The sequence below is a fragment of the Streptomyces sp. NBC_01446 genome (assembly GCF_026340095.1).
GTDB classification, from domain to species: domain Bacteria; phylum Actinomycetota; class Actinomycetes; order Streptomycetales; family Streptomycetaceae; genus Streptomyces; species Streptomyces aureus.
This window is the reverse complement of sequence record NZ_JAPEPO010000001.1, coordinates 6,615,089-6,639,533: the sequence shown is the minus strand read 5'-3', so window position 1 is coordinate 6,639,533 and position 24,445 is coordinate 6,615,089. Positions and strand designations below refer to the sequence as shown.

At 70.3% G+C, this 24,445-nt stretch carries 23 protein-coding genes; 3 read left to right on the top strand and 20 right to left on the bottom strand.

The features are described 5' to 3' along the window. The 3 genes from OG456_RS29805 to OG456_RS29795 form a co-directional block, all read right to left on the bottom strand. Entirely contained in the window at window positions 1-576 is a 576-nt protein-coding gene (locus OG456_RS29805) for a helix-turn-helix domain-containing protein (RefSeq protein ID WP_266566330.1), read from the bottom strand. A 159-nt stretch (window positions 577-735) separates the two neighbouring features. Further along, on the bottom strand, window positions 736-3,354 hold the full coding sequence (locus tag OG456_RS29800) for an ABC transporter permease/substrate binding protein (protein WP_266566328.1): 2,619 nt from the start codon (window positions 3,352-3,354) through the stop codon (window positions 736-738). Continuing rightward, on the bottom strand, window positions 3,347-4,471 hold the full coding sequence (locus tag OG456_RS29795) for a glycine betaine/L-proline ABC transporter ATP-binding protein (RefSeq protein WP_266566326.1): 1,125 nt from the start codon (window positions 4,469-4,471) through the stop codon (window positions 3,347-3,349). Before OG456_RS29795 ends, OG456_RS29800 begins: the two co-directional genes overlap by 8 nt. Before the next feature lie 249 nt (window positions 4,472-4,720). Here OG456_RS29795 and OG456_RS29790 point away from each other — a divergent pair, with 249 nt between their 5' ends. Both OG456_RS29790 and OG456_RS29785 read left to right on the top strand, forming a co-directional pair. Next, a complete protein-coding gene (locus OG456_RS29790; RefSeq protein ID WP_266566324.1) occupies window positions 4,721-5,668 on the top strand; it encodes a 5'-3' exonuclease in 948 nt (315 codons plus the stop codon). A 51-nt stretch (window positions 5,669-5,719) separates the two neighbouring features. Next, on the top strand, window positions 5,720-6,553 hold the full coding sequence (locus OG456_RS29785; protein ID WP_266566318.1) for a siderophore-interacting protein: 834 nt from the start codon (window positions 5,720-5,722) through the stop codon (window positions 6,551-6,553). A gap of 61 nt (window positions 6,554-6,614) precedes the next feature. Here the strand turns inward: OG456_RS29785 and OG456_RS29780 are convergent, their stop codons facing one another. The 4 genes from OG456_RS29780 to OG456_RS29765 all read right to left on the bottom strand — a co-directional run bounded on the left by OG456_RS29780 (window position 6,615) and on the right by OG456_RS29765 (window position 10,149). Continuing rightward, a complete protein-coding gene (locus OG456_RS29780; protein ID WP_266566316.1) occupies window positions 6,615-7,391 on the bottom strand; it encodes an ABC transporter permease in 777 nt (258 codons plus the stop codon). Next, complete coding sequence (locus OG456_RS29775; RefSeq protein WP_266566314.1) at window positions 7,388-8,416, bottom strand: ATP-binding cassette domain-containing protein; 1,029 nt, start codon at window positions 8,414-8,416, stop codon at window positions 7,388-7,390. Before OG456_RS29775 ends, OG456_RS29780 begins: the two co-directional genes overlap by 4 nt. 306 nt (window positions 8,417-8,722) lie before the next feature. After that, a complete protein-coding gene (locus OG456_RS29770; protein WP_266566312.1) occupies window positions 8,723-9,370 on the bottom strand; it encodes a PadR family transcriptional regulator in 648 nt (215 codons plus the stop codon). A gap of 182 nt (window positions 9,371-9,552) precedes the next feature. Beyond that, entirely contained in the window at window positions 9,553-10,149 is a 597-nt protein-coding gene (locus tag OG456_RS29765) for a GNAT family N-acetyltransferase (RefSeq protein ID WP_266566310.1), read from the bottom strand. Window positions 10,150-10,227: 78 nt separating this feature from the next. Between OG456_RS29765 and OG456_RS29760 the strand changes: the two genes are divergently transcribed. Next, entirely contained in the window at window positions 10,228-11,202 is a 975-nt protein-coding gene (locus tag OG456_RS29760; RefSeq protein ID WP_266566308.1) for an RluA family pseudouridine synthase, read from the top strand. Between the two features lie 18 nt (window positions 11,203-11,220). On the opposite strand, the gene OG456_RS29755 is transcribed toward OG456_RS29760, so the two are convergent. The 13 genes from OG456_RS29755 to OG456_RS29690 all read right to left on the bottom strand — a co-directional run bounded on the left by OG456_RS29755 (window position 11,221) and on the right by OG456_RS29690 (window position 24,429). Further along, window positions 11,221-12,711, bottom strand: a complete 1,491-nt coding sequence (locus OG456_RS29755) for a cytochrome P450 (protein ID WP_266566306.1) — start codon at window positions 12,709-12,711, stop codon at window positions 11,221-11,223. A 74-nt stretch (window positions 12,712-12,785) separates the two neighbouring features. After that, on the bottom strand, window positions 12,786-13,418 hold the full coding sequence (locus OG456_RS29750) for an ATP/GTP-binding protein (RefSeq protein WP_266566305.1): 633 nt from the start codon (window positions 13,416-13,418) through the stop codon (window positions 12,786-12,788). After that, window positions 13,399-13,797, bottom strand: a complete 399-nt coding sequence (locus tag OG456_RS29745) for a DUF742 domain-containing protein (protein WP_266566303.1) — start codon at window positions 13,795-13,797, stop codon at window positions 13,399-13,401. The genes OG456_RS29750 and OG456_RS29745 overlap by 20 nt, the downstream gene beginning before the upstream one ends. After that, window positions 13,794-14,201, bottom strand: coding sequence for a roadblock/LC7 domain-containing protein (locus OG456_RS29740; RefSeq protein ID WP_100597102.1), 408 nt, complete (start codon window positions 14,199-14,201; stop codon window positions 13,794-13,796). Before OG456_RS29740 ends, OG456_RS29745 begins: the two co-directional genes overlap by 4 nt. Then, window positions 14,198-15,820, bottom strand: a complete 1,623-nt coding sequence (locus OG456_RS29735; RefSeq protein WP_266566301.1) for a sensor histidine kinase KdpD — start codon at window positions 15,818-15,820, stop codon at window positions 14,198-14,200. Before OG456_RS29735 ends, OG456_RS29740 begins: the two co-directional genes overlap by 4 nt. 651 nt (window positions 15,821-16,471) lie before the next feature. After that, entirely contained in the window at window positions 16,472-19,297 is a 2,826-nt protein-coding gene (locus OG456_RS29725) for an RNA helicase (RefSeq protein WP_266566300.1), read from the bottom strand. Window positions 19,298-19,435: 138 nt separating this feature from the next. After that, on the bottom strand, window positions 19,436-20,326 hold the full coding sequence (locus OG456_RS29720) for a diacylglycerol kinase (protein ID WP_266566299.1): 891 nt from the start codon (window positions 20,324-20,326) through the stop codon (window positions 19,436-19,438). Between the two features lie 30 nt (window positions 20,327-20,356). Next, window positions 20,357-21,301, bottom strand: a complete 945-nt coding sequence (tatC, locus tag OG456_RS29715) for a twin-arginine translocase subunit TatC (protein ID WP_266566297.1) — start codon at window positions 21,299-21,301, stop codon at window positions 20,357-20,359. A 50-nt stretch (window positions 21,302-21,351) separates the two neighbouring features. Continuing rightward, entirely contained in the window at window positions 21,352-21,639 is a 288-nt protein-coding gene (gene tatA / locus OG456_RS29710; RefSeq protein WP_266566295.1) for a Sec-independent protein translocase subunit TatA, read from the bottom strand. A 261-nt stretch (window positions 21,640-21,900) separates the two neighbouring features. Continuing rightward, window positions 21,901-22,098 carry a hypothetical protein gene (locus OG456_RS29705; RefSeq protein ID WP_266566293.1) on the bottom strand — a complete coding sequence of 66 codons (198 nt, stop codon included), beginning with the start codon at window positions 22,096-22,098 and terminating at the stop codon, window positions 21,901-21,903. 9 nt (window positions 22,099-22,107) lie between these two features. Further along, entirely contained in the window at window positions 22,108-22,353 is a 246-nt protein-coding gene (locus OG456_RS29700; RefSeq protein ID WP_266566291.1) for a hypothetical protein, read from the bottom strand. 138 nt (window positions 22,354-22,491) lie between these two features. Next, window positions 22,492-23,460 carry a YafY family protein gene (locus tag OG456_RS29695; RefSeq protein ID WP_266566289.1) on the bottom strand — a complete coding sequence of 323 codons (969 nt, stop codon included), beginning with the start codon at window positions 23,458-23,460 and terminating at the stop codon, window positions 22,492-22,494. Window positions 23,461-23,475: 15 nt separating this feature from the next. Next, the gene (locus OG456_RS29690; RefSeq protein ID WP_266566287.1) at window positions 23,476-24,429 is read right to left on the bottom strand and encodes a YafY family protein; all 954 of its coding nucleotides are present in this window, start codon (window positions 24,427-24,429) and stop codon (window positions 23,476-23,478) included. Window positions 24,430-24,445: the final 16 nt, after the last annotated feature.

The following is a 24,445-nucleotide window of genomic DNA, read 5'->3' as shown; positions in this document are numbered from 1 at the left end:
TCACCGCCCGGGTTCGTCCCGCGCCTCGATGTGTTCGGCGACCGCGACGACGAGCACGCGCGCGTCCGCGGCGGTGGCCCGCCAGCGGTGCCGTACGCCACCGGTGAGGTACAGGCTGTCACCGCGGCCCAGCCGATAGGCCCTGCCCTCGGCCTCGACCTCGACGGCGCCTTCGGTGACGTACATCAGCACGTCGTTGCGGAGCTGGAACTCGCGACGCGGGTCGTGGTCGCCGATGAACTCCTCGGCGTGGAGCTGGTGATGGCCGCGGACGAGGGAACGCACGACCGATTCGGGGGACGCGTCCTCGGCGACCGTGGTGTCGTCCGCGCGCACCAGGTCCACGGTGTGTGCGGGGTCGGCGGCGGCAAGGAGCTCGACCGCCGTGGTGCCGAGCGCGTCGGCCACCTTCTCCAGGGAGCGCCGGCTCGGCCGGGCTCGTTCGTTCTCGACCTGGCTCAGGAACGGGACGGACAGGCCGCTGCGCTCGGCCACGGTGGCAAGGGTGAGCTCCTGGGCCCGGCGCCTGCGCCGCACGGCCGCGCCCACCCGAAGAGTCTCCTTGTGTTCGTCCATCGCTCCGGCTGCCTCCCGCGCGTCGTCATCTGCTCGGCTCCTTGCACCCTACGCAGGTTCGCCGGACGGTTTCATGTGAGCGGCGGAACGCGCGTGGGCGGCCGGTGCTGAACACCGGCCGCCCACGCGCTTGGAACTGTTTCGGAACGTACTCGGGAACTACTGCGGAGCCATCCGGTCCGCGACACCCTTGTGCGTCTTCAGCCACGCGTCCACGGCCTCTTCCTCATGGCCCTGACCGCGCTTCTTGATCTCCGCCTCGAGGCTGCCCAGCTCGCTCTCGCTCATCTTGAAGTTCTTGAACCACTTCGTGAGCTGCGGGTACTTCGAGGGGAAGCTCTTGTTGGCGATGGTGCGGATCGTGTTGCCCTCACCGAAGAGCTTCTTGGAGTCGGTCAGCTTGTTGAGCTTGTACTCGTTGTACGCCCAGTGCGGCGACCAGAGCACGACGGCGACCGGCTGCTTCTTGGCGTACGCGCGCTTCAGCTCGGCGAGCATCGCGGGCGTGGAGCCGTCGACGACCTTGTACTCCTTGTCCAGGCCGTAGCCCGGCAGGACGTTCTTCTTCAGCAGGTTCATCTCGCCGGTGCCCGGCTCGATACCGATGATCTTGCCGTCGAAGGTGGAGCCCTTGCCCTTGAGGTCCTGGAGGGACTTGACGCCCTTCACGTAGGACGGCACGGCGACCTCGAGCGACGTCGGGCTGTACCAGGAGCCCAGGTCCGTCAGGTTGTCCTTGTGCTTGTCCCAGTAGTTCTTCTGGGCATAGGGCAGCCAGGCGTCGAAGTTGACGTCCAGGTCGCCGGAGCCGAGACCCGTGTAGACGGGGCCGACGTCCATCTGCTTCAGGTTGAGCTTGTAGCCGCGGTCGCCGAGGACCCGCTTCCACAGGTAGGTGACCGCGACGTCCTCGTCCCAGGGGAACCAGGCGACGTTCACCGGACGGGCGGCCTCGCCCTTGCCGCCGGCGGTCGACGACTTCTTGACCGGGGCCAGCTTGTCGACGACGCCGGGGTTGGACTTCAGCCAGGTCTTGACGGCGTCCTGCTGCTTGCCCTTGCCGGCCTTGTTGATCTCGGCTTCAAGACTCGTGAGCTGCTTCTCGGTCATCTTGAAGTTCTTGAGCCACTTGCCGACCTCGGGGTTGTCCGCGGCGAAGCCCTTGCGGGACAGCGTGTGCACGCCGTCACCCTTGCCCCAGGCACCCTTCGGGTCCTTGAGCTTCTTCAGCTTGTAGTCGCTGTACGCCCAGTGCGGCGACCAGAGCGTCGTGACGATCGGCTGCTTCTTGGCGTACGCGCGCTTCAGCTGCGCCAGCATCGCCGGCGTGGAGCTGTCGACGACCCTGTACTCCTTGTCGAGGCCGTACTCCTTGAGGACCTTGTCCTTGAGGAGCCCCATCATTCCGGCGCTGGACTCGATGCCGGTGATCTTGCCGTCGAAGGTGGCGCTCTTGCCCTTGAGGTCCTCGAGCGAGTCGATGCCCTTCATGTAGGCCGGCACCGAAAGCTCCAGGGACGTCTGGCCGTACCAGGCGCCGAGGTCGTCGAGCTGCTTGCCGTACTTCTTCCAGTACTGCGCGTGCGTGGTCGGCAGCCAGGAGTCGGTCTCGAAGTCGATCTGGCCGGAGGCCAGCGACGTGTAGAGCGGACCCGCGTCGAGCTGCTTGGCCTGCACGTCGAAGCCGCGCTGCTCCAGGATCTCCTTCCACAGGAAGGTGGAGGCGACGCCCTCGTCCCACGGGATGTAGCCGATGGAGATCTTCTTGCCCTGGCCGACGTCGGACGCGTCCGCCACGGGGTTCTCGCTCTTCGAACCGCCGAAGATGCCCATGCCGCCCGCGACCAGCGCGAGGATGACCACACCGACGACCGCGACCTCGGGCCGCGGGCGGTAGTTCCAGACCGTGAGACCGTGCGCGGCGCGCACCTTGGCGAGCGCGCGGCGGCCCATCGGGGACGCCTGGGTGCCGAGCGCGCTGGTCATGCGGTCCAGGTAGATCGCGAGGATCACGATGGCGACGCCGGACTCGGAGCCGAGGCCGACGTTCAGCTGGCCGATCGCCTCGTTCACGTCGGCGCCGAGGCCCTCGGAGCCGACCATGCCCGCGATGGCGGCCATGGACAGGCCCAGCATGATGACCTGGTTGACACCGGCCATGATCGACGGGAGCGCGAGCGGCAGCTGGACGCGGAACAGCGTGTTGCGCGGGGTGTCACCGAACGCGTCGGCGGCCTCGACCAGTTCCTTGTCGACCTGCCGGATGCCCAGCTCCGTCATGCGGACGCCGGGGGCCAGGGCGAAGATCAGGGTCGCGACGATGCCCGCGGGGGCGCCCGAGCCGAAGAACAGGATGGCCGGGATGAGGTAGATCATCGCGGGCAGCGTCTGCATGAAGTCCAGGACCGGGCGCACGACCGCGCTGACCCGGTTGGAGCGGGCCGCCCAGATGCCGACCGGCACCGAGATGACCAACGCGATGATCGTCGCCACGAGGACGAGCGACAGCGTCATCATCGCGTGGTCCCACAGTTCGAGGGAGTCGATGAAGGCGAATCCCACGAAGGTCAAAACACCGGCCACCGTGCCGCGCAGCCAGAAGGCGACCACCGCGAAGATGCCCGCGAGGATCAGCGGCTGCGGGGCCTGGAGGACCCAGTTGATGCCGTCGTAGGCACCGTTGAAGACGTTCTTGAAGAAGTCGAAGAGCCACGCGGCGTTGCTGAGCAGCCACTCGACGACATCGTTGACCCAGTCACCGAAGGGAATCCTAGGCACCGGTGCTCACCTTCTTCACCGGCTCGTCGCCCTCGCCACGCGGCGTGGGGACGGCGTCCTTCGCAGTCTTCGTCATGGAGGTCTGCGCGGTGGGCTTCATCGGCTCACCGAGCACGGCGAGGAGCCGTTCCCGCGTCACGACGCCTGTGAGCTTGCCACTCTCGTCGGTCACGGCGACGGCGACGCCGTCCTTGGAGCACGGCGTGAACAGCTCGATCACCGGGGTGTCCTCGGTGACCGTCGCGGGCGCGTCGGCGGGGTCGTACCCCTTGCCGGGGGCGGCCATGATGGCGCCCGCGGTCAGCACGCGGGAGCGGTCCACGTCCTGGATGAACGAGGCGACGTAGTCGTTGGCCGGCGTGACGAGGATGTCCTCGGCGCTGCCGATCTGGACGATGCGGCCGTCGCGCATGACGGCGATGCGGTCGCCCAGGCGCATGGCCTCGTTCAGGTCGTGGGTGATGAAGACGATGGTCTTCTTCAGGGTCTTCTGGAGCTCGAGGAGCTGGTCCTGCATGTCGCGGCGGATCAGCGGGTCGAGCGCGCTGAACGACTCGTCCATGAGGAGCAGGTCCGCGTCGGTGGCGAGTGCGCGGGCCAGGCCCACGCGCTGCTGCATACCGCCGGAGAGCTCGTCGGGCCAGGACTTCTCCCAGCCGGCGAGACCGGCCAGGCGCAGCGCCTCGACGGCGCGCTGCTCGCGCTCCTTGCGCGGGACGCCCTGGACCTCGAGGCCGTACGCGGCGTTCTCGAGCACGCTGCGGTGGGGGAAGAGCGCGAAGTGCTGGAAGACCATGCTGATCTTCTTGGAGCGCACGGCCCGCAGGTCGCGGGGGCTGAGCGCGGTCAGATCCTGGCCATCGAAGCGGACGTGCCCGGCGGTGGGCTCGAGCAGTCCGTTCAGCATGCGCAGAAGCGTGGACTTGCCGGAGCCCGACAGACCCATCACGACGAAGATCTGGCCCGGCTCGACGGTGAAGGAAGCGTCGATCACGGCAGCGGTGGTGCCGCCGGCGCGCAGTTCCTCACGGTCTGCTCCGTGGCGGAGTTTCTCCACCGCTTCATCGGGTCGTCTGCCGAACACCTTGTACAGGTCTTCGGCTTGCAGCGTGGACACATACACCTCTCGGGTAGAACCATGACGGCCCGCCTCCCCCGCCGGCGGGCCGTGGAGCGATGCGAGGTCCGCTCGCAGGCCGGAAACACATCCATTGGTTGAATGAGGGACCGGGTTCGCTCCGGGGGCGCGCCTGCCCTCACTTATGCAGATCAAACGGAAGAGTGTTCCAGTTCACATCTCGTTCACTTCCGGAACCGAATACGCCACATCCTCGCGAGACGGTGGCTGTCGGTGCCGTGCGGCAGGATGTGGGACGTGACCCAGCGAACCGATCGCCTGATGCTGCTCGACACCGCGTCCCTGTACTTCCGGGCCTACTTCGGGGTCCCCGACTCCGTGAAGGCCCCGGACGGGACGCCGGTCAACGCGGTGCGCGGCCTGCTCGAATTCATCACCCGGCTCGTGCACGACCACCACCCCGACTCGCTGGTGGCCTGCATGGACGCGGACTGGCGCCCCCAGTGGCGGGTCGACCTGATCCCCTCGTACAAGGCGCATCGCGTCGCACAGGAGACCGGGACCGAGCGGGACGGTTCCTACCCGGAGGAGATCCCCGACACCCTCTCCCCCCAGGTCCCGATCATCGAGGACGTGCTCGACGCGGTGGGCATCGCGCGCGTGGGCGTCGAGGGGTACGAGGCGGACGACGTCATCGGCACGTTCACCGGGCGGGCCACCGGTCCGGTCGACATCGTCACCGGCGACCGTGACCTCTTCCAGCTCGTCGACGACGCGCGTGAACGCCGCGTCCTGTACCCCCTCAAAGGCGTCGGCACCCTCCAGGTCACCGATGAGGAACTGCTGCGCGAGAAGTACGGGGTCGACGGCTCCGGTTACGTGGATCTGGCACTCCTGCGCGGCGACCCGAGCGACGGCCTGCCGGGCGTGCCCGGCATCGGTGAGAAGACGGCCGCGAAGCTGCTCGCGCAGTTCGGGGACCTGGCCGGGATCATGGCCGCCGTCGACGACCCGAAGTCGAAGCTGACGCCCTCGCAGCGCAAGCGCCTGGACGAGTCGCGCCCGTACATCGCCGTCGCGCCGACGGTCGTACGGGTCGCAGGGGACGTGCCCCTGCCGGACGTGGACACGGCGCTGCCGCGCGAAGCGCGCGATCCCGAGGCCCTCGACAAGCTCGCGGAGCGCTGGGGCTTGGGCGGTTCTTTGCAGCGGCTGCTCACCACCCTGGAGCACTGAGTGTTAACTTAGGTAAACCTAAGTAGCCAGTGATCTTCAGGGGAGGCCGCCATGGCGGAACGTCCGGAACGCAGGAAGCCGACGGCACACCGGGGCGAGGTCCTGCGCACCGAGCAGCTCACCCCGCACATGCAGCGCGTGGTCCTCGGCGGGGACGGCCTCGCCGCGTTCACCGCGGGCGGGTGCACCGACCACTACGTGAAGCTGCAGTTCCCGCTCGACGGCGTCACCTACCCCGAGCCGTTCGACCTCGGCCGGATCCGCGAGGAGCTGCCGCGCGAGCAGTGGCCTGTGACGCGTACGTACACCGTGCGCGCCTGGGACCCGGTGGCGCGCGAGCTGACGCTCGACTTCGTGGTGCACGGCGACGAGGGCATCGCCGGCCCCTGGGCGCGGGACGTACAGCCGGGCGCGAGCGTGCATCTGGCCGGTCCCGGCGGCGCCTACACCCCGGACTCGACTGCCGACTGGCATCTGCTCGCCGGTGACGAGAGCGCCCTGCCCGCGATCGCCGCGGCCCTGGAGGCGCTGCCCGAGGGCGCCGTCGCCCACGCCTTCGTGGAGGTCTCCGACGCCGCCGAGGAACAGAAGATCGACTCCGCCGCAAAGGTCGTCTGGCTGCACCGCGGCGACCGGCCGGTGGGCGAGGCCCTGGTGGAGGCCGTACGCGGGCTCGCGTTCCCGGCCGGCCGGGTGCAGGCCTTCGTGCACGGCGAGGCGGGCTTCGTGAAGGAGCTCCGCCGCCATCTGCGCACCGAGCGGGAGATCCCGCGCGAGGACCTCTCGATCTCCGGGTACTGGCGCCTCGGTCACAACGAGGACGGCTGGCAGGCCTCGAAGCGGGAGTGGAACGCGCAGGTGGAGGCGGAGCAGGAGACGGCGTAGGGCCATCTCCTGCTCCGCCTGGGCGCCCCCTCAGAGGGGCGCCTCCCCTGGGGCGTCGTGCTCAGACGGACCGCTGGTACGAGCGGAAGGTGCGGGTCGACAGCCACACCGCCGCGACGGCCAGCACGAGGAGCGCCCCGCCGCGGGTCAGCACGTCACTCGGGTCCGGGTGGCCGGACATCGCCGAACGGCCCGCGACCATCGCCCAGTTGAGCGGATTGAAGTCGGCCATGTGCCGCATCCACGACGGCATCTGCGACGGCGCCATGAACGCGGAGGACAGGAAGGTCAGCGGGAGCAGCAGGAACGTGTTGATCCCGATGATCGACTCCCGCTCCCGGACCAGCATGCCCAGCGCGTTCGACAGTGCGCCGAACACCGTGCCGAGGAGCACCGCGGCGACGACGAGGATCAGCACTCCGCCCGCCCCGCCCGGCAGTTCGGCCCCGCCGAGGAGGCCGAGCAGCACGATGACGACGGACTGGAGCGCGGTGACCAGACCGTTGCTCACCACATTGCCGTTCATCAGGGCCCCACGGCTCACCGGCGTGGTGAGGAAACGATTGAGCGTGCCGCGCTGGATCTCGTCGAGCGTCGCCATGCCCGCCCACATGTTGGAGCTGAGCGCGCTCATCACGACGACGCCGGGGATGAGGTAGTCGAGATAGGTCGTGGTCCCGAATCCACCGAGCTCGACGACCTTCTTGAACAGATTGCCGAACAGGAACAGCCAGACCACCGGCTGGATCAGGGTGATCAGCAGATACGCGGGCTGGCGCAGGAACACCATGAGCTGACGCTGCGTCATGTACCAGGTCTGCGGGATCGCGGTACTCATCGGGCACCTCCGGCGGGGGCGAGGGCGTCGGCGGCGGACTCGTCCCCGGTGGCGGCCTGCGCCTCGGAGTAGCGGCGGCCGGCGTAGCGGAGATAGACGTCGTCGAGCGAGGGGCGGGCCACAGTGGCGGCGGTGACCGCTACGCCCGCCCGCTCCAGCGCGCCGAGCAGGGCGGGCACGGCGGCGGCCCCGTCGTCGGCGCGGACACTGACGCGGCGACCGTCGAACTGGGTCTCGCGCACGCCCGGCAGCGCGGCGAGCGCGCCCTCCAGCAGCGTGCGGCCCGCGTCCTGGACGGGGGCGCGCAGCTCCAAGTGGACGGCGTCCCCGCGCAGTTCACCCTTGAGGCCGTCGGGGGTGCCCTCGACGACGACATGGCCGCGGTCGACGACGGCGATGCGATCGGCGAGCCGGTCGGCCTCTTCGAGGTAGTGCGTGGTGAGCAGGATGGACAGGCCCTCGTCGCCGGCGAGGCGCGTGATCTCGTCCCACATCGCGGTGCGGGCCTCCGGGTCGAGGCCGGTGGTGGGCTCGTCGAGGAAGAGCACCTCGGGCCGGTGGACGAGGCCGAGCGCCACGTCGAGGCGGCGCTGCATGCCGCCCGAGTAGCCCTTGACCTGGCGTCCGGCGGCGTCGGAGAGGCGGAAGCGGTCGAGGAGTTCGGTGACGCGCCGGTTCAGGTCGGCTCCGCGCAGGCCGTAGAGCCTGCCCTGGAGCTGGAGGTTCTCGCGGCCGGTGGCGACGGGGTCGGCGCCGGACTTCTGGGCGACGACACCGATGGCGCGGCGCACGCGGTCGGCGTGCCGCAGCACGTCGTGGCCCGCGACGGTGGCGGTCCCGGAGTCGGGGCGGGCGAGGGTTGTCAGGATCTTGACGGTGGTGGACTTCCCTGCGCCGTTCGGGCCGAGCAGGCCGAAGACGGTGCCGGGTTCCACGGTGATGTCCAGGCCGCTGAGCGCGGTGACATCGCCGGGATAGGTCTTGACGAGTTGACGCGCCTGCACTGCGGGCGCACGGGTACTCATGACGACGGCTCTCCTGTGTGAGCGGACGACGGTGGATCCGCTCGCGGGTGTGAGCGGATGACGGCCGATCCACGTGAAGAGCGCCGGGCTATCCTGGGTGTGCCGCACCTCGATCGCCTGGCTCGCCGCACGGTGGGTCGGTCCGGGGTTCGAGACCCTGGCGGGACTGCTGCAACAGTCCTGCCGGGGTCTGTTTGTCTCTCTCGGCTTGCTTCTCTCCGGGTCTCTCTTCTCTTCCTACGGTTGGGCCCCACCGGTTTCCGGGTGGGGCACCGGTTCACGAGTGGCCACCGGCCTACGGGTGAATCACCGGTCGAGGCGGGTTTCCTCCAACTCGGCGAATTCCGGAGGGATTTCACCGGTCTCCTGGAACGTCCGCCACTGTTCGACGCCGTCGAGCGTGCCCTCCTTGACCTCCCGCAGGAAGCCCCGGAGCCACTCGGCCTGCGCCTCGACCATGTGCAGCTGGTACTCGGTCTCCACGAGGAAGATCCGCGGCAGCGTCTCGTACAGCTTCATGAGTCCGCCACGCGCGCTCGCCGCCTGGACCTCGAGCGAGGCGAGCCGCTCCTCCAGCAGTCGCGTCACCTCGTCGGGGTGCATGACCCCCATGAGGGAGAGCGCCGTCTCGAAGATCGGGTACTCACGCGCGGGCACGGCGAGCAGGTCGGAGAGCCACTCGAGCGCTTCCTCCCGGCCGTCGTCGGTGATCCCGTAGAGCGTGCGCTCCGGCCGGTTCCCCTGCCGCTGCACGTCCGCGACCTCGACGAAGCCGTGCTTCTCCAGGTTCTGGACGACCGTGTAGAGCGAGCCGTAGTTGATCTTCGTCGTGGTGTCCTTGCCGCGCCGGCGCAGGGTCTGCGCGATCTCGTACGGGTGCATGGGCTTCTCCATGAGCAGCACCATCACCGCGAGGGCCAGCGGATTGCCCAGCTTGCGCCGCTTCGTGGCCACGGACCTCACCTCACCCCTCGCACCCGACACCCCGTATCCGAATATCCGTAGCCGAACATATCGCGATAGACCATCAGCGTCAATACACGATGTATCGCGAACGAGGCGCGTGCGCAAGAGGTGCGCACTTCGGCGCGGGGATCTGGCGGGAGCGGCCCCGGCAGGTTCAGGTCGCGGCCGCGTCACGCCTCCGGACGGCGGTCCCCCTGCACGCGCGCGTGGAGGTGGCAGTCGTGCCAGCCGTCCGCGTGCAGGAGCGCGCTGCGCTTCGTGCCCTCCAGGGCGAACCCCGACTTGAGGGCGACCCGGCAGGACGCCATGTTGCCGACGGCGTGCTGGAGTTCGAGGCGGTGGAAGCCGATCTCGTCGAGCGCCCAGCGGGACAGCGCGGCGACGGCGCGCGGGGCGATGCCCGCGCCCCTCGCCGCGGGCAGGACCCAGTACGCGACCTCGGCCAGCCCCTCGTGCAGGGAGAGGGAGCGCAGCGCCGTGCGGCCCACCACCTCGCCGGTGTCCGCCGCGACAAGGGCCCAGCTGGCCCTCTGCTCGCCGTCCCAGGCGTCCCGCCACTCCTGCATCCAGCCGCGCGCCTCGTCCTCGGACTCCGCGACCCGCGCGTGCCAGTGCTGGATCGTCGGGTCACGGAACGCCGTATACACGGCGGACACGTCCTCGTCCCGCCAGGGCCGCAGGACGAGGCCGCCCTCGGCCTCGATGGTGGGCTGGGGGCCGCGGGCGAGCGTGCCGGTGGCCAGGACCTGCGCAATCGTGATCGGCATGGGCCCCATCCTGCCCCCGGTGACCCGCCTCCGTCCGTGGTTCCTGGGGACCGGCGGCCGCCCGTAGGCTGGGCCGCGATGAGACGTAAGCGGCGCATTCCGCCCTCCCCGCTGCCGCAGCGCGACGGCATCGACGCCTTCCGGGTCATGCTGCCGCTCGACGGCGCCTGGAGCACGGTGCGCGACCATCTCGTGGAGCGGCTCGCGGCCGGGCCCGCGGTGATCGACGTGATGCTGCGCGAGGGGCGGATCGTGGGCGCGGACGGGGCCGCGGTGCCGGCGGACGCGCCGTACGTGCCGGGCGCCTGGGTGTGGTTCCACCGCGACCTGGCGCCCGAGGTGCCGGTGCCGTTCCCCATCGGGATCGTGTACCGGGACGAGCACATCGTCGTGGCCGACAAGCCGCATTTCCTGGCCACGACGCCGCGCGGCAGCCATGTCACCGAGACCGCGCTGGCGCGCCTGCGGCGCGAGTTGGACCTGCCCGCGCTCGGGCCGGCGCACCGGCTCGACCGGCTCACCGCGGGCCTCGTCCTGTTCGTCGTCCGGTCCGGGGAACGCGGCGCGTACCAGACGCTGTTCGGCGACAAGCTCGTACGCAAGGAGTACGAGGCGGTGGCCGCCCACGACCCGGGAATCGCCCTGCCGAGGACCGTGCGCAGCCGGATCGAGAAGGAGCGCGGGGTGCTCGCCGCGCGCGAAGTGCCGGGCGCGGAGCCGAACGCGGAGAGCCGGATCGAGGTCGTCGAGCAGCGCGGGGGGCTCGGCCGCTACCGGCTGCTCCCCCACACCGGCCGCACCCACCAGCTGCGCGTCCACATGAACGCGCTCGGCCTGCCGATCCTCGGCGACCCGATCTACCCCGTGATCGCCGACGAGGTGGCGCCGGACGACTTCCGCCGCCCGCTCCAACTTCTCGCCCGTACGCTGGAGTTCAGGGATCCCGTGACGGGCCGGGAGCACCGCTTCGAGAGCGGGCGGACGCTCCAGGCCTGGTCGGCGTACGAGGAGTGGGCGGGCGGCGGGCCGACGGCGCCCGCGCACCCCTCGTAACGCCTGGGCGCGGCCCGGTCAGTAGCCGCGCCACCAGCGCAGGAAGCGCCGCCAGGCGCCCTGCGGCGGTGCGGCGGGCTCCGGGAACGCGACGGGCGGCTGCTGCGGTTCCGGAGCCCCGGCCGGAACGGGGGCGGGCTGCGGGGCCGGCGGGGCGTGGGTCGACACCTGCCACTCGTCGCGCGACTCCGGGACCGGCCGGATACCCGGCTTGGCGACGACGTCCTGCGGCGGGCGCGGCTCGAACTTCACCGGCAGCTCCACCAGATGCTGCGAGAGGATCGAGGAGCGCCAGCGCAACTCGTGCTCGTGCACCGAGAGTTCGACGTCGGGAAGGCGCATCAGGAGCGCGTCGACACCGATGTCGGCGATGGCGCGGCCGATGTCCTGTCCGGGGCACTCGTGCGGTCCGCCGCCGAAGGCGAGGTGCGAGCGGTTGCCCTGCATGTTGGCGGTCAGGTCGGGGCGTACGACGGGGTCGACGTTGCCGGGCGCGATGCCGAAGATCAGGCCGTCGCCCCGGCGGATGTGCCGGCCGCCGAGCTCGGTGTCCTCCTTGGCGAAGTAACCGACCATGGCGCTGAACGGCGGCTCGTCCCACAGGGACTGCTCGACCGCCTCGGGCACGGTCATCTGGCCGCCGTTGAGCCGGGCGCGGAAGCGGGGGTCGGTGAGAACCACGCGCAGCACGTTCGCGATGAGGTTGGCCGTGGCCTCGTACGCGGCGATCAGGACGAGGCGCAGGTGCTGGGCGACCTCGTCGTCGTCGAGGGCGGCGGGCTGGGCGATGAGGTGACTGGTGAAGTCGGCCTCGGGGTGGGCCCGGCGGCGGGCGGTCAGCCTGGTGAGGACGCCCATGATGTATTCGTTGCTGGCGATGGCGGTCTCGGTGCCCTTGATCATGTCGCGGGCGGCCTGCACCATCCGCTCGTTGTACTCCTCGGGCATGCCGAAGATCCGGCACATCACCATCATCGGCAGATGCTCGGCGAACTGGCTGACGACGTCCGCCTCGCCGATCTCGCAGATCTTGTTGACCAGCTCGTTCGAGGCGCGGTTGATGAAGCGCCGCAGGCCCCGGGCCTCGATGGTGCCGATCGCCCCGGTGACCGCGCCGCGCAGCCGCTGGTGGTCGGCGCCCTCGGCGAAGCTGCAGATGGGCTGCCAGCTGAAGACGGGCGCGAGGGGGTTGGTGGGGGTGACGCTGCCGTCGAGGACGGCGTTCCAGTGGCGCGCGTCGCGGTTGAACTGGGAGGTCGAACGAACCATGTGCAGGTTCTCGCTGTGCCCGAGGACCGCCCACATCGGCACGTCGTCGTGGATCAGGACGGGGGCGACGGGGCCGTGTTCGGCGCGCAGCTTCTCGTACACGGCCGCGATGTCGTCGTCCGCCTCGGGACCGTAGAGCCGACGCAGGCCGCCGGGGCCCAGGGCGTGGGCCGGGCAGCCGGGCGGCGGACTGAGCGCGGCCTCGTCCGTGCCGGCGCGTGAGTGGGAGGGAGTCGTCACGGTGATCGCTCCGGTGGTGTGGAAAGGCTGTGTGGAAAAGGCTGTGTGGAAGCAGGGGGCCGGCACCGGCCGGGTCAGACGCGGGCGAGCGCCAGTTCGTGCAGATAGCGCATCAGCGTCATCAGGACGTCCCGGCTGGAGGCCCGGCGCCGGGCGTCGCACTCGAGGATCGGGACGTCCGGGTCGAGGTCCAGGGCCTGGCGCAGTTCTTCGGCGGGGTAGCGCGGGCCGTCGGGGAAGGCGTTGTTGGCGATGACGAACGGCACGCCGCGCTCCTCCAGGCGCCCGATCACGTCGAAGCTGACTTCGAGGCGGCGGGTGTCGATGAGCACGACGGCGCCGAGTGCGCCCTCGAACAGGCCGTTCCACAGGAACCAGAAGCGCTCCTGGCCCGGGGTGCCGAAGAGATAGAGCACGAGCTCGTCCGTGATGCTGATGCGTCCGAAGTCCATGGCGACCGTGGTGGCGGTCTTCGTCTCGGAGCCGTAGTTGTCGTCGACCCCGATGCCCGCCTGGGTCATGGTCTCTTCGGTGGTGAGCGGCCTGATCTCGCTGACGGATCCCACCATCGTGGTCTTGCCCACGCCGAATCCGCCGACGATGACGACCTTCACGGCGGCCGAGACCGTGTCAGGGAGGTGGTCCCCGCTCCGGGGACCCGGAATGTGGGGTCCGTCCCGGAGCGTGTCAGAGCTTTTGAAGTCCATGCATCACCGCTTCGAGGAGGGAACGATCGGCGACGGCGCCGCGGATGACGGGCGCGCGCGCCTGAACCAGTTCAGCCGCGAGGAGTTCGCCGAGCAGCACGGTGACCACGCTGAACGGCAGACTGAGGTAGGCCGAGATCTCGGCCGTGGACAGGGGTGACTTGCACAGCCGTAACAGGGCTGCCTGCTCGGGCGGCGCCGCGGGCGGGGGGTCGGCGCGCGCGATGATCAGGGTGACCAGGTCGAGCGGCGCGCGCTCGGCCCCCTCGCTGCCGCCCGTGATGGTGTACAGGCGTTCGGGGTTGGCGCCCTTGCCGTCCGGCCCGCGGCGCTCGCGCTGCGGCGGCTCCGCCCGGGAGGGTTGCGGGGGATGCGTCATACGGTCTGCCCGTTGCGCCGGGGCGGACTGGTGAGGTGCGCTCCGATGCGTACGACGAGGTCGCGCATGCGGTTGCTGATGAGTCCGGCGTCCACGTGGGCGTCGGCGAGGACCGCGAGGTACGCGCCCTTGCCCGCGGCCATGAGGTAGAAGAACCCTCCGCTGACCTCGATGATGACCATGCTCATCCGGCCGTCGCTGTCCGGGATCTCGCTGGCCACCGCGGTGGCGAGGCTCTGGAGTCCGGCGCAGGCGGCGGCGATGCGGTCGGCGGCGTCGGGGTCGCCGCCGTAGCGGGCGATGCGCAGGCCGTCCGCGGAGAGCACCACGACCTGCCGGGTCTGGGGCACGCCGTCGGCTAGCTCCTTGAGCATCCAGTCGAAGTTTGCCCTTTGCTGGATCACTGGCGGTCTCCCTCGTCGACCTGCTGGTTGGTCCCGGTGGGCTCGCCCGACGCGTCGCCCTGCCCGTCACCCTTGAGCCCGTTCATGAACGCCTCGACCCACAGGCCCGGTTCGGGCTGGTCCGGCTTCTCGGGTTCGGCCTCGGAGGCCGGCACCGGGATGGGCGTCCACTGCGGGGGCTGGTCCGCGCGGGGCGCCGCCCCGCTGCCGTTCTCGGGCGCCCTGGGCGTCACGATGATCTGCTGGTCGATGACCTTCGTGTCGACCTTCCTGCGGCGCTGCGGCAGGCCGTTGGCGCGCCACTCGGTGACGACGGGGACGTCGTCCTCCATGGCGGCCACCAGCGGCGCGGAGGGGCGGGGACCCGTGGTGGGGCGGCGCAGCTTCTTCTTGCGGGGCTCCTCCACGATGGGCTCGCCGTCGTTGTTGACGCGAGGCACACCAGAGGCGCCGATGCCGTGGGCGAGACCGGGCGCGGCGTCGCTCGTCACCATGATCCGCGGCACGATGAGGACGGCGCGGACACCGCCGTACGCGGACTGGCGCAGCGCGATCTGCATGTCGTACATCTGCGCGAGCCGGCCGACGACGGCCATGCCGAGGCGGGGGTTCTCGCCGAGGTCGTTGAGGTCGATACCGGCCTTGGCACGGGCGAGCATCTCCTCGGCGCGGCCGCGGGCCTCCTCGCTGAGGCTGACGCCGCCGTCCTCGATCTCGATGGCGATGCCGGTCTGCACCTCGACCGCGGTGACGTGCACCTTGGTCTGCGGCGGCGAGTAGCGCGTCGCGTTGTCCATGAGTTCGGCGAGCGCGTGGATGAGCGGCTCGACGGAGATGCCGCGGATGGCCACCTTGGCGATCGAGTGCAGCTCGATGCGCGGGTATTCGAGGATGCGCGACATGGCGCCGCGCAGCACGCTGTAGAGCGGCACCGGCCGGGGCCACTGGCGGCCGGGGCGGGCGCCGCCGAGGACGGTGATGGAGTCGGCGAGCCGGCCGATCAGCGCGGTGCCGTGGTCGATGCGCAGGAGGTCGTCGAAGACCTCGGGGTTGCGGCCGTGGTCCTCCTCCATCTCGCGCAGTTCGGCGTTCTGCTTGTGCACGATGGACTGGACGCGGCGCGCGATGGAGACGAAGGCGCGCTGCGCGGCGTCGCGCATGTTCTCCTCGCGGTCGATGAGGTCGAGCACCTCGGCCATCAACCTGCGTTGCGCGTGCGGGAGTTGAGAGTGCGCGGGGTCGCTCTCGACGACGACCTTGACGGCTTCCGAGGCCGTGTCGCCGGAGCGCAGCCGGTAGAGGGACTCGGGCAGCAGATACCTGGCCATCCACTGGGCCTCGTCGTCACGGGCGGCGAGGCTGCGTTCGAGGTGCTCGACGTGGCGGGCGGACTGGGCCCGCTCCCACTTGATCGTGCGGCCGCGGCGCACCGCCTCGGCGGCCACCAGGATCAGCAGAAGCGTGGCGAGGCCGCCGCACAGGGCGACGGCGAGCCGGGCGGGCTGCGCCACCACCGCGACGGCGGCTCCGGTCGCCGCGGCCATGGCCACGGCGGGCAGCAACAGCACGCGTGTGTAGGGGATTTCTCGGCCACCGGGAGGCGATTGAACACTCACCATGTATGCCCTCTGAACGGTCGGATCGGGGAAATGTGTGGTTACGGGGATGTACTGACGTGCACATGGGGGATGAACTCGAACCATCTGCAAGATTGGGAACAAACGCGCGAATATGTGCCAACTCGGTGCGCTGCGGGCGAGCTTAGTCCCGCGGGATCACCGCTGTGTCATATTCCGCAAGCACCTGAAATGGCCGGACGGGAGGAATACACTCGGCCCCATTTACACGCTCAGCGGCGGCTCGCACACATGGAGTGATCACGTCCGACCGTGCGAAATCCCCGCCACGGAAGGGCTGTTGGGCCCTCGGCGCGTGACGTGTGTGAGGTCAGAGGCCCGCGATGCGCGGGGCCGCGTCCCCGGTCGTCGCGGCGAGGACCGGGACAGCGACCGGTACGGAGCGTTCGGGATCGCGGCGGTGCACGAGAATGACACCTTCGGTCAGACCGGGGAACAGATCGGTACGCGCGGAGAGTTCACCCTTGGCGCGTGCACGCCCTGATCGGTGGCGGCAGCAACTGCCCCTAGATTTCGTCGAGTTCGGCGCGAACGGGCACCGACGGCAGTAACGGCACGGGATCACGTACGGCCTGTGTCCCCGCGCCCGTCAGGGGCACGGGGACAGCGCGACCGGTCACCACCGGCCGCGTCCTAACCGACGGACGAGTACGCCACCACGCCGCGCCGCAACGCGTCCACGGCCTTACGGGCGTTCTTGGCGACCGTGTCCCCGTCCCCCGCCCCGGAGACGGACGGCGCCGCGGCCGCGATCTGGCCGAGCACGTCGATGACCTGCTTGCACCAGCGCACGAAGTCACCGGCGGGCATGTCCGCCTCACGCAGGACCTCGTCGAGGCCCTTGCCGGACGCCCACTGGTGCGCGGCCCAGGCGAAGCCCAGATCGGGTTCGCGCTGGCCGACGCCCTCGGTCTGGCTGATCTTGAACTCTTCCTCCAGGGCGTCGAGCCGGCCCCAGATGCGGACCATCTCGCCGAGTGCCGCCTTCGCCTTGCCGGACGGCAGCTTGGGGGCGAGGGCGTCGTCGGCGGCACGGGCCTCGAATACCAACGCCGAGACGCACGCGGCCAGTTCGGCCGGGCTGAGGCCTTCCCAGACCCCGTCGCGCAGGCACTCGCTGGCGAGCAGATCGAGCTCGCCATAGAGACGCGCGAGGCGCTTGCCGTTCTGCGTGACCTCGTCGCCGCGCAGATAGTCCATCTCGGTCAGCAGGGCCACGATGCGGTCGAAGGTGCGGGCGATCGTGTTCGTCCGGCCCTCGATGCGGCGCTCCAGCTGCTGCGTGTCGCGCCGCAGCCGGTAGTAGCGCTCGGCCCAGCGGGCGTGGTCCTCGCGCTCGTCGCAGCCGTGACAGGGGTGGGCGCGCAGCTCGGCACGCAGCCGCGTGATCTCACGGTCGTCGGCCGCCGCCGCGCGGCCCTTGCGGTGCCGGTCGGGCACGATGTGGCCTGCCTTGGTGCGCAGCGCGGACGCGAGGTCCCGCCGCGACTGGGGCGAGCGCGCGTTGAACGACTTGGGGATCCGCATCCGCTCCAGCGCCTCGACGGGCACCGGGAAGTCGATCGACGCGAGCCGCTTGACCTGGCGCTCGGCGGTCAGGACCAGCGGGCGCGGGCCGTCGTGCTGCTCGAAGCCACGGTGTCCGTTCGACCGGCCGGCCGGGATGCCGGGGTCGAGGACGAGCGCGAGCCCGGCGAACTTGCCGGAGGGGACGTGGATGACGTCGCCCGGCTTGAGCTTCTCCAGGGCGGCGGCCGCCGCGGCGCGCCGCTGCGACGCGCCCTGCTTGGCGAGCTCCGTCTCGCGGTCCTTGAGGTCGCGGCGCAGCCGCGCGTACTCCTCGAAGTCCCCCAAGTGGCAGGTCATGGAGGCCTTGTAGCCCTCCAGGCCCTCCTCGTTGCGCTGGACCTGACGGGAGATCCCGACGACCGACTTGTCGGCCTGGAACTGCGCGAAGGACGTCTCGAGCAGCTCGCGCGAGCGGTGCCGGCCGAACTGCTCGACCAGATTCACCGCCATGTTGTACGACGGCTTGAAGCTGGAGCGCAGCGGGTACGTGCGCGTGCCCGCCAGTCCCGCCAGGTGCTCGGGGCTGAAGGCGCGCTGCCACAGGACGACCGCGTGGCCCTCGACGTCGATGCCACGCCGGCCGGCCCGGCCGGTGAGCTGGGTGTACTCGCCGGGTGTGATGTCGGCGTGCTGCTCGCCGTTCCACTTGACGAGCTTCTCCAGCACCACGGACCTGGCCGGCATGTTGATGCCGAGCGCCAGGGTCTCCGTCGCGAAGACTGCCTTCACGAGACCGCGTACGAACAGCTCCTCGACGACCTCCTTGAACGTCGGCAGCATGCCCGCGTGGTGGGCGGCGATGCCGCGCTCCAGGCCTTCGAGCCACTCGAAGTACCCGAGGACGTGCAGGTCCTCGTCGGGGATCGCGGCCGTGCGCTCCTCGACGATCTCGCGGACGCGGGCGCGCGCCTCGTCGTCGTTGAGCCGCAGGCCCGCGTACAGGCACTGCTGTACGGCGGCCTCGCAGGCGGCGCGGCTGAAGATGAACGTGATCGCGGGCAGCAGCCCCTCGCTGTCGAGGCGCTCGATGACCTCGGGGCGGCCGGGCGTCCAGATCCGGGAGCGCTGTCTGCGCTCGCGCTCGCGGTCCGCCTCGCGCACCATCTTGCCCTTGCGGCGCTCACGCGGGTTGTACGAGCGGCTTGCCTCCATGCGGGCCATGCGCGTCAGGTCCGGATTGACGGCCTTCTTGCGGCCCTCGCCCTCCTCGAAGAGGTCGTACATCCGGCGCCCGGCGAGCACATGCTGGAACAGGGGTACGGGCCGGTGCTCGGAGACGATCACCTCGGTGTCGCCGCGCACGGTGTCGAGCCAGTCGCCGAACTCCTCCGCGTTCGACACGGTCGCCGAGAGGGAGACCAGGGTGACCGACTCCGGGAGGTGGATGATCACCTCTTCCCAGACGGCGCCGCGGAAGCGGTCGGAGAGGTAGTGCACCTCGTCCATGACCACATAGCCGAGGCCGAGGAGGGTCTGCGAGCCCGCGTACAGCATGTTCCGCAGGACCTCGGTGGTCATGACGACCACCGGAGCGTCCGCGTTCACACTGTTGTCGCCGGTCAGCAGGCCGACCTTCTCGGCGCCGTACCGCTTGGCGAGGTCGGCGTACTTCTGGTTCGACAACGCCTTGATGGGTGTCGTGTAGAAGCACTTCTTGCCCTGCTGGAGGGCCAGGTGGACGGCGAACTCGCCGACGATCGTCTTGCCGGAGCCGGTGGGCGCGGCCACCAGAACGCCCTTGCCCGTCTCAAGGGCCTGACACGCCTCGATCTGGAAGGGGTCGAGGCCGAAGTCGTACATCTCGCGGAAATCGGCGAGCGCGGTGGCCTGCTCGGCAGCGCGCTTACGTGCTGCCGCGTACCGCTCGGCCGGTGAGAGGTCCTCTGTCATCGTGCTTTCGAGACTACCGGCCACCACTGACAACGGACGATCTTTATTGTGATCGGTCCCTTCCGGGGCCGGGGCGCCATGATTTCCGGGGCCGGGGCCCCACGGTCTCCAGGACTTGGGCCCCGCGCTCTCCGGTCGTCAGGGCCCTACGATCAGCCCGGCCTGCGGTACGCACTCGACGGTGAGGGGCAGGCTTCCGAGCGGCTCCCCGTCGGCGTACCCGGTGATCCCCTCCGCGGCCAGTTCGACCTTCTTCGCGCGGTGGACGGTGACCACGGGGTGGTCGAGGTGGGTCCCCTTGTACACGCGCGGGAAGACCTTGAGCAGCGTCGCCCGCGAGCAGTCCCCGACGACCGTGATGTCGAAGAGCCCGTCCGTCATGTCGGCGCCCGCACAGATCTTCATGCCACCGCCGTACGACGTTCCGTTCCCCACGGCGACGAGCGTGGCCTCGACCTCCAGCACGGGGCCGTCGTCCAGGGTGATCCGGTACGGGATGGGCTTGAACGCGGCGAGCTCGGCGACGATCGCGAGGTCGTACTTGAAGCGGCCGCCGGGCCAGCGCATCCGGTTGCCCCGGTCGTTGACCCGGGAGTCGAAACCCGAGGCCAGGACGGTGCCGAACCAGTGTCCGTCGGCCCGCCCCAGGTCGAGCTCGCGTATCCGCGATCCCTTGAGCGCGTCGGCGACGAGGGCGCCTGCCGCCGCCGGGTCCCGCACGGGCAGTCCGAGGGAGCGGGCGAAGTCGTTTCCTGTCCCGACGGCGATCACGCCGAGCGGGGTGCGGGTGCCCGCGACGGCCTGGAGCGCGAGGTTGGCCATGCCGTCACCGCCGACGGCTATGAGCGCTCCGGTGCCGGCGTGGACGGCGGCACGCGCGCGCGTGAGCGCGTCGTCGGCGTCCTCCCCCACGACCGTACGCACGGAGAAACCGGCCGCCCGCAACGCGGAAGCGGCCGGTTGCGCCGCCTGGGCGCCCCGGCCACGTCCGGCGGTGGGATTGACGAAGAGGGTGATCTCGCTGGTCACGGGCGGACCTTACAAGATCGTGCCGCTCTGTCAGGTCACGTCGTCATAACCGTTGACCCGGTCAAGGTCCGAGCTCGCCTGCTCGGGCAGCGCGCGGCTGGCCGAGACGGGCTCGGGCGTGAGGTCCAGGTCCGAGGCCTCGTCGTCGTCCAGGTCCTCGCGCTCCCTGGCCTTGCGGCGGTCGTTGAGCAGGGAGAAACCGGCGGCCGCGAAGTACAGGACCCAGATGGGTCCGGCGAGCGCCAGCATGCTCAGCGGGTCGGTGCTGGGCGTGGCCACGGCCGCGAAGACCGTGATGCCCATGATCATGCCGCGCCACCAGCCGATCATCCGCTTGCCCGTGATCACCCCGGTGAGGTTGAGCATCACCAGGAGCAGCGGCAGCTCGAAGGAGAGCCCGAACACGACCACCATGCGCGTGATCAGGTCCAGGAGATCGTCCAGCGGCAGCTGGTTGTCGACACCGCCCGGTGAGAAGTCGAGCAGCACCCGCGCCATCGTGGGGAGGGTCTTGTACGCGAAGAAGGCGCCGCACAGGAACAGCGGGAAGCCGGTGGCGACGAAAGCGGTCGCGTACTTCTTCTCGTGCCTGTGCAGGCCGGGCGCGACGAAGCCCCACAGCTGGTAGAGCCAGACCGGCGACGCGAGCACGACGCCCGCCATCAGCGAGATCTTCAGCGCGAGCGTGAACGGCGTCAGCAGACCGTTGAGCACGATCCGCGCGCACGTCTCGTCGTGCTGTCCCTTGTTCGCCTGCTCGGCGAGCTCGGCGAAGCTCGACTTGCAGCCCACCGAGTCGAGCACCGGGTTGGTGAAGAACTCGATGATGTCCTTGTAGAAGAAGGCGGCGACGATCGTGACGACGACGATGGCCAGCAGGGCCTTCGCGAGCCGGTTGCGTAGCTCACGCAGGTGTTCCGCGAGCGGCATCCGCCCCTCGGGATCCTTCTCCGTCTTGCGGGCAGACTTGAGCAACCCACGTCCTCATCTCGTGCGACAGGCCGCCTTCGCGGGGCGGCCCGGGATCAGCGCTGCGAAGTCTGGTCGGTCGGCTCGGTGACCGGGCGCGCGTTGGTCACGTCGCCGGGGGCGGCCTTGATGGTGCGCTGAGCCGGGGTCTGCTCGTCGTTCTTCGGCGGGTCCGTGGGTGCGGTCTGCTGACCGTCGGACTTCATCGCCTTGGCCTCGCTCTTGAGGATGCGGGCCGACTTGCCCAGCGAGCGCGCCATGTCGGGAAGCTTCTTCGCGCCGAACAGCAGGACGATGACGACGAGGATCAGAATGATCTCAGGGGCGCCGATCTTTCCGAACATAAGCGTTTACCTTCTCACCGAGGCGGCAGGGGCGGGGCTGCCGGTACAGGTCGGACTGGTGTCCGACCACCGTGCTGGCAGCGATCGTATCCCGTGGGGGTGAACAGGGGGCAATCCCTCTGCGTACTCCCAGTTGCGGGCCGCGCCTCGCTCTTCGGGCCGCGCATCGCAGCGTACCCGCCCGTCCCGGCAACCGGACAGGGCACAGAGGTAAAGCGCTTACCAGCATGTCTCCCCCGTCACATTCGGCGGGTCGTGCGGTCAGAGAAGTTCGCGGCTCGTGCGGGCCGTGCTCGTCGCCGCCCGCTCCAGGTCCTCCGCCGCGCGGTTGATCTGCTGTGTGGTGTCGGCGACTTGGCGCCCCAGGCGCTGCGCCTCGACGAAGACCTTGACCGCGAGCACGCCGAGCACGGCGAGTCCCACGAACCCCACAGCAATCGCCAGCATCGCCCAGAACATGCGCCGAGCCTAGACGGTCTGGTGGAGGCGGAGCGTGCTCACCCCTCCACCGGTGAGGAGTTCGATGATGCGCTCCCCGGCCGGCTTGCGTACGGCGGCGCCGCACTCGGGGCAGGTGAACGAGTAGAACGTGGTGCGGCGGGTGGCGCCGATCGCCAGGCGCAGGGCGCCCGCGGAGAGTTCGAACCGCTCACGGCACTCGGGGCAGGCGGCCTTGAAAAGCACCGGACCCACCACCGCAGACAACCCGCCCATTTCGACCATCCCAGACTTTTCAGAGCTTCCCGAACTTCTGGCACCCCCCGGGCCGCACCGCGGTCAACGGCACGCCCACCCTTCTCACCCCGGCCGCGCGCGTGAGGGTCGTCACAGACCCGCCCGCGGCCAACGGCCCTACCCCTGCCCGTCGTACGCGGCCAGCGCCTCCCCGGCAGCCTGCCGCGCACTCTCGGCGAGCCCGAGCGGCGAGACGATACGGCCGTCGCGGCCGAGCCGGAGCGCGAGCCGCCTCAGCGAGGACGGGTCCGGCGTCCGCAGCGTGATCCGCAGCCCGCCGTCCGCCAACTCCTCGGCGCTGTCGTGCGGGTAGTACTCCGCGACCCAGCGTCCGCCGGGACCGACCTCGACCACGACCTCGGGGTCCTCGGCCGCGGGCTGTACGAGCCCCTCGGACAGGTCCCGCAGTTCGATCTCCGGCGGCGCGGACGGCTCGTCCAGGATCCGGATCTCGGCGACCCGGTCGAGGCGGAAGGTGCGGCGCGCCTCGGAGCGCCGGCACCAGGCCTCCACGTAGGTGTGGCCGACGCTCACCAGGCGAATGGGGTCGATCTCCCGCTCGGTGAGCTCGTCGCGGGCCGGGGAGTAGTAGCGGATCCACAGCCGGCGCCGCTCCGAGATCGCCCGGTCGACGTCGGCGAAGACGCCACCCTCGGACTCGAAGGTCACCGAGAGCCGGGCGCTCGCGCCGGCCGCCTCGCCGGCCGCGGCCTCCAGCTTCGCGGTGGCGCGGAGGAGCGCGAGCCGGTCGCTCTCCCTGAGGCCGGGCAGTGTGGACACGGCGCGGGCGGCGACGAGCAACGCCGTCGCCTCGTCGGCGGCGAGCCGCAGCGGCGCGGCCGCGTCTGCGCTGAGGGCGCTCGGGTTGCGCCACCAGATGCGGTCGCCGTCCGTGTCGATGTCGAGGAGGTCACCCCCACGGAAGCTCGTCCCGCACAACGGCAGGATGTCGAGGTCCGAGATCAGCTCGTCCTCGGTGATCCCGAAGGCGCGGGCGACATCCTCGACGCGCGCTCCGGGGCGCTCCCGCAGATACGTCACGAGGGACAGCATCCGCCGGGTCTGGTCGATGGCGTTGGTGGCCATTGGTCCTCGTTCCCCTCAGCCCTTGGCCACGGCGCGCAGCCGGTCGACGACCTCGGCCCGCAGATCGGCGGGTTCGAGTACGACCACGTCGGGCCCGAACTCGACCAGCCAGGCGTCGAGCCCGTGCCCGTAAGGAATCTCCAGCTCGTCCCAGCCGTCGCCGAGGTCGCGTACGGCGGAGGCCTTGGCGCGCAGTGGATAGCCGGAGCCGGTGCGCAGCCTGATGAGGGCCGTGCGGTCGGCGGTCTCGCCGGCCCAGCTCGCGACGGTCTCGCGGACGGTCACGACGTCGGGCACGTCGGCGGTGAAGCGGCCGGCCCGGGAGCGGACCTTGCCGGTGATGCGGGAAAGCCGGAAGACGCGCTCGGCGCCGCGGTCGCGGTCCCAGCCGGCGAGGTACCAGTGGCCGCGCCAGCACTCCAGCGCCCACGGCTCGACATGCCGCTGCTCGGGCCGCGCGGCGGTGGCCTTGCGGTAGTCGAAGACGACCGGTCGCCGGTCGCGGCAGGCCAGCATCAGGGGTTCGAAGGACGCCTCATGCGCGGGGATCCGGGGTTCGAGGGCCGAGTGCGCCTCGTACGGGTCGACGTCCTCGGGGAGTCCGGCGGCCCGCAGCTTCTGCAGGGCTCCGCTGGCGGCGCCGGCGAGGCGGGCCTGCTGCCAGACCTTCGCGGCGAGGCCCAGCGCGGCGGCCTCCTCGGCATCGAGGGTGACGGGCGGCAGCTGGTTGCTGTCGCGGCGGGCGAGATAGCCGATCTCCCCGTCGAGGCTCTCCACGGTCGCGATGACCAGGCCGAGCTCCCGCAGGTCGTCCTTGTCGCGCTCGAACATCCGGTTGAAGCTGTCGTCGGAGTTGGCTTCCAGGTAGGCCTCGATGGAACCGCGCAGCTCACGCTTGCTGAGCGGGCGTCCCGTCCCGAGCAGACACAGCGCCAGATTCATCAGCCGCTCGGCCTTCGCAATGGCCATCGACGCCCTACGTCCT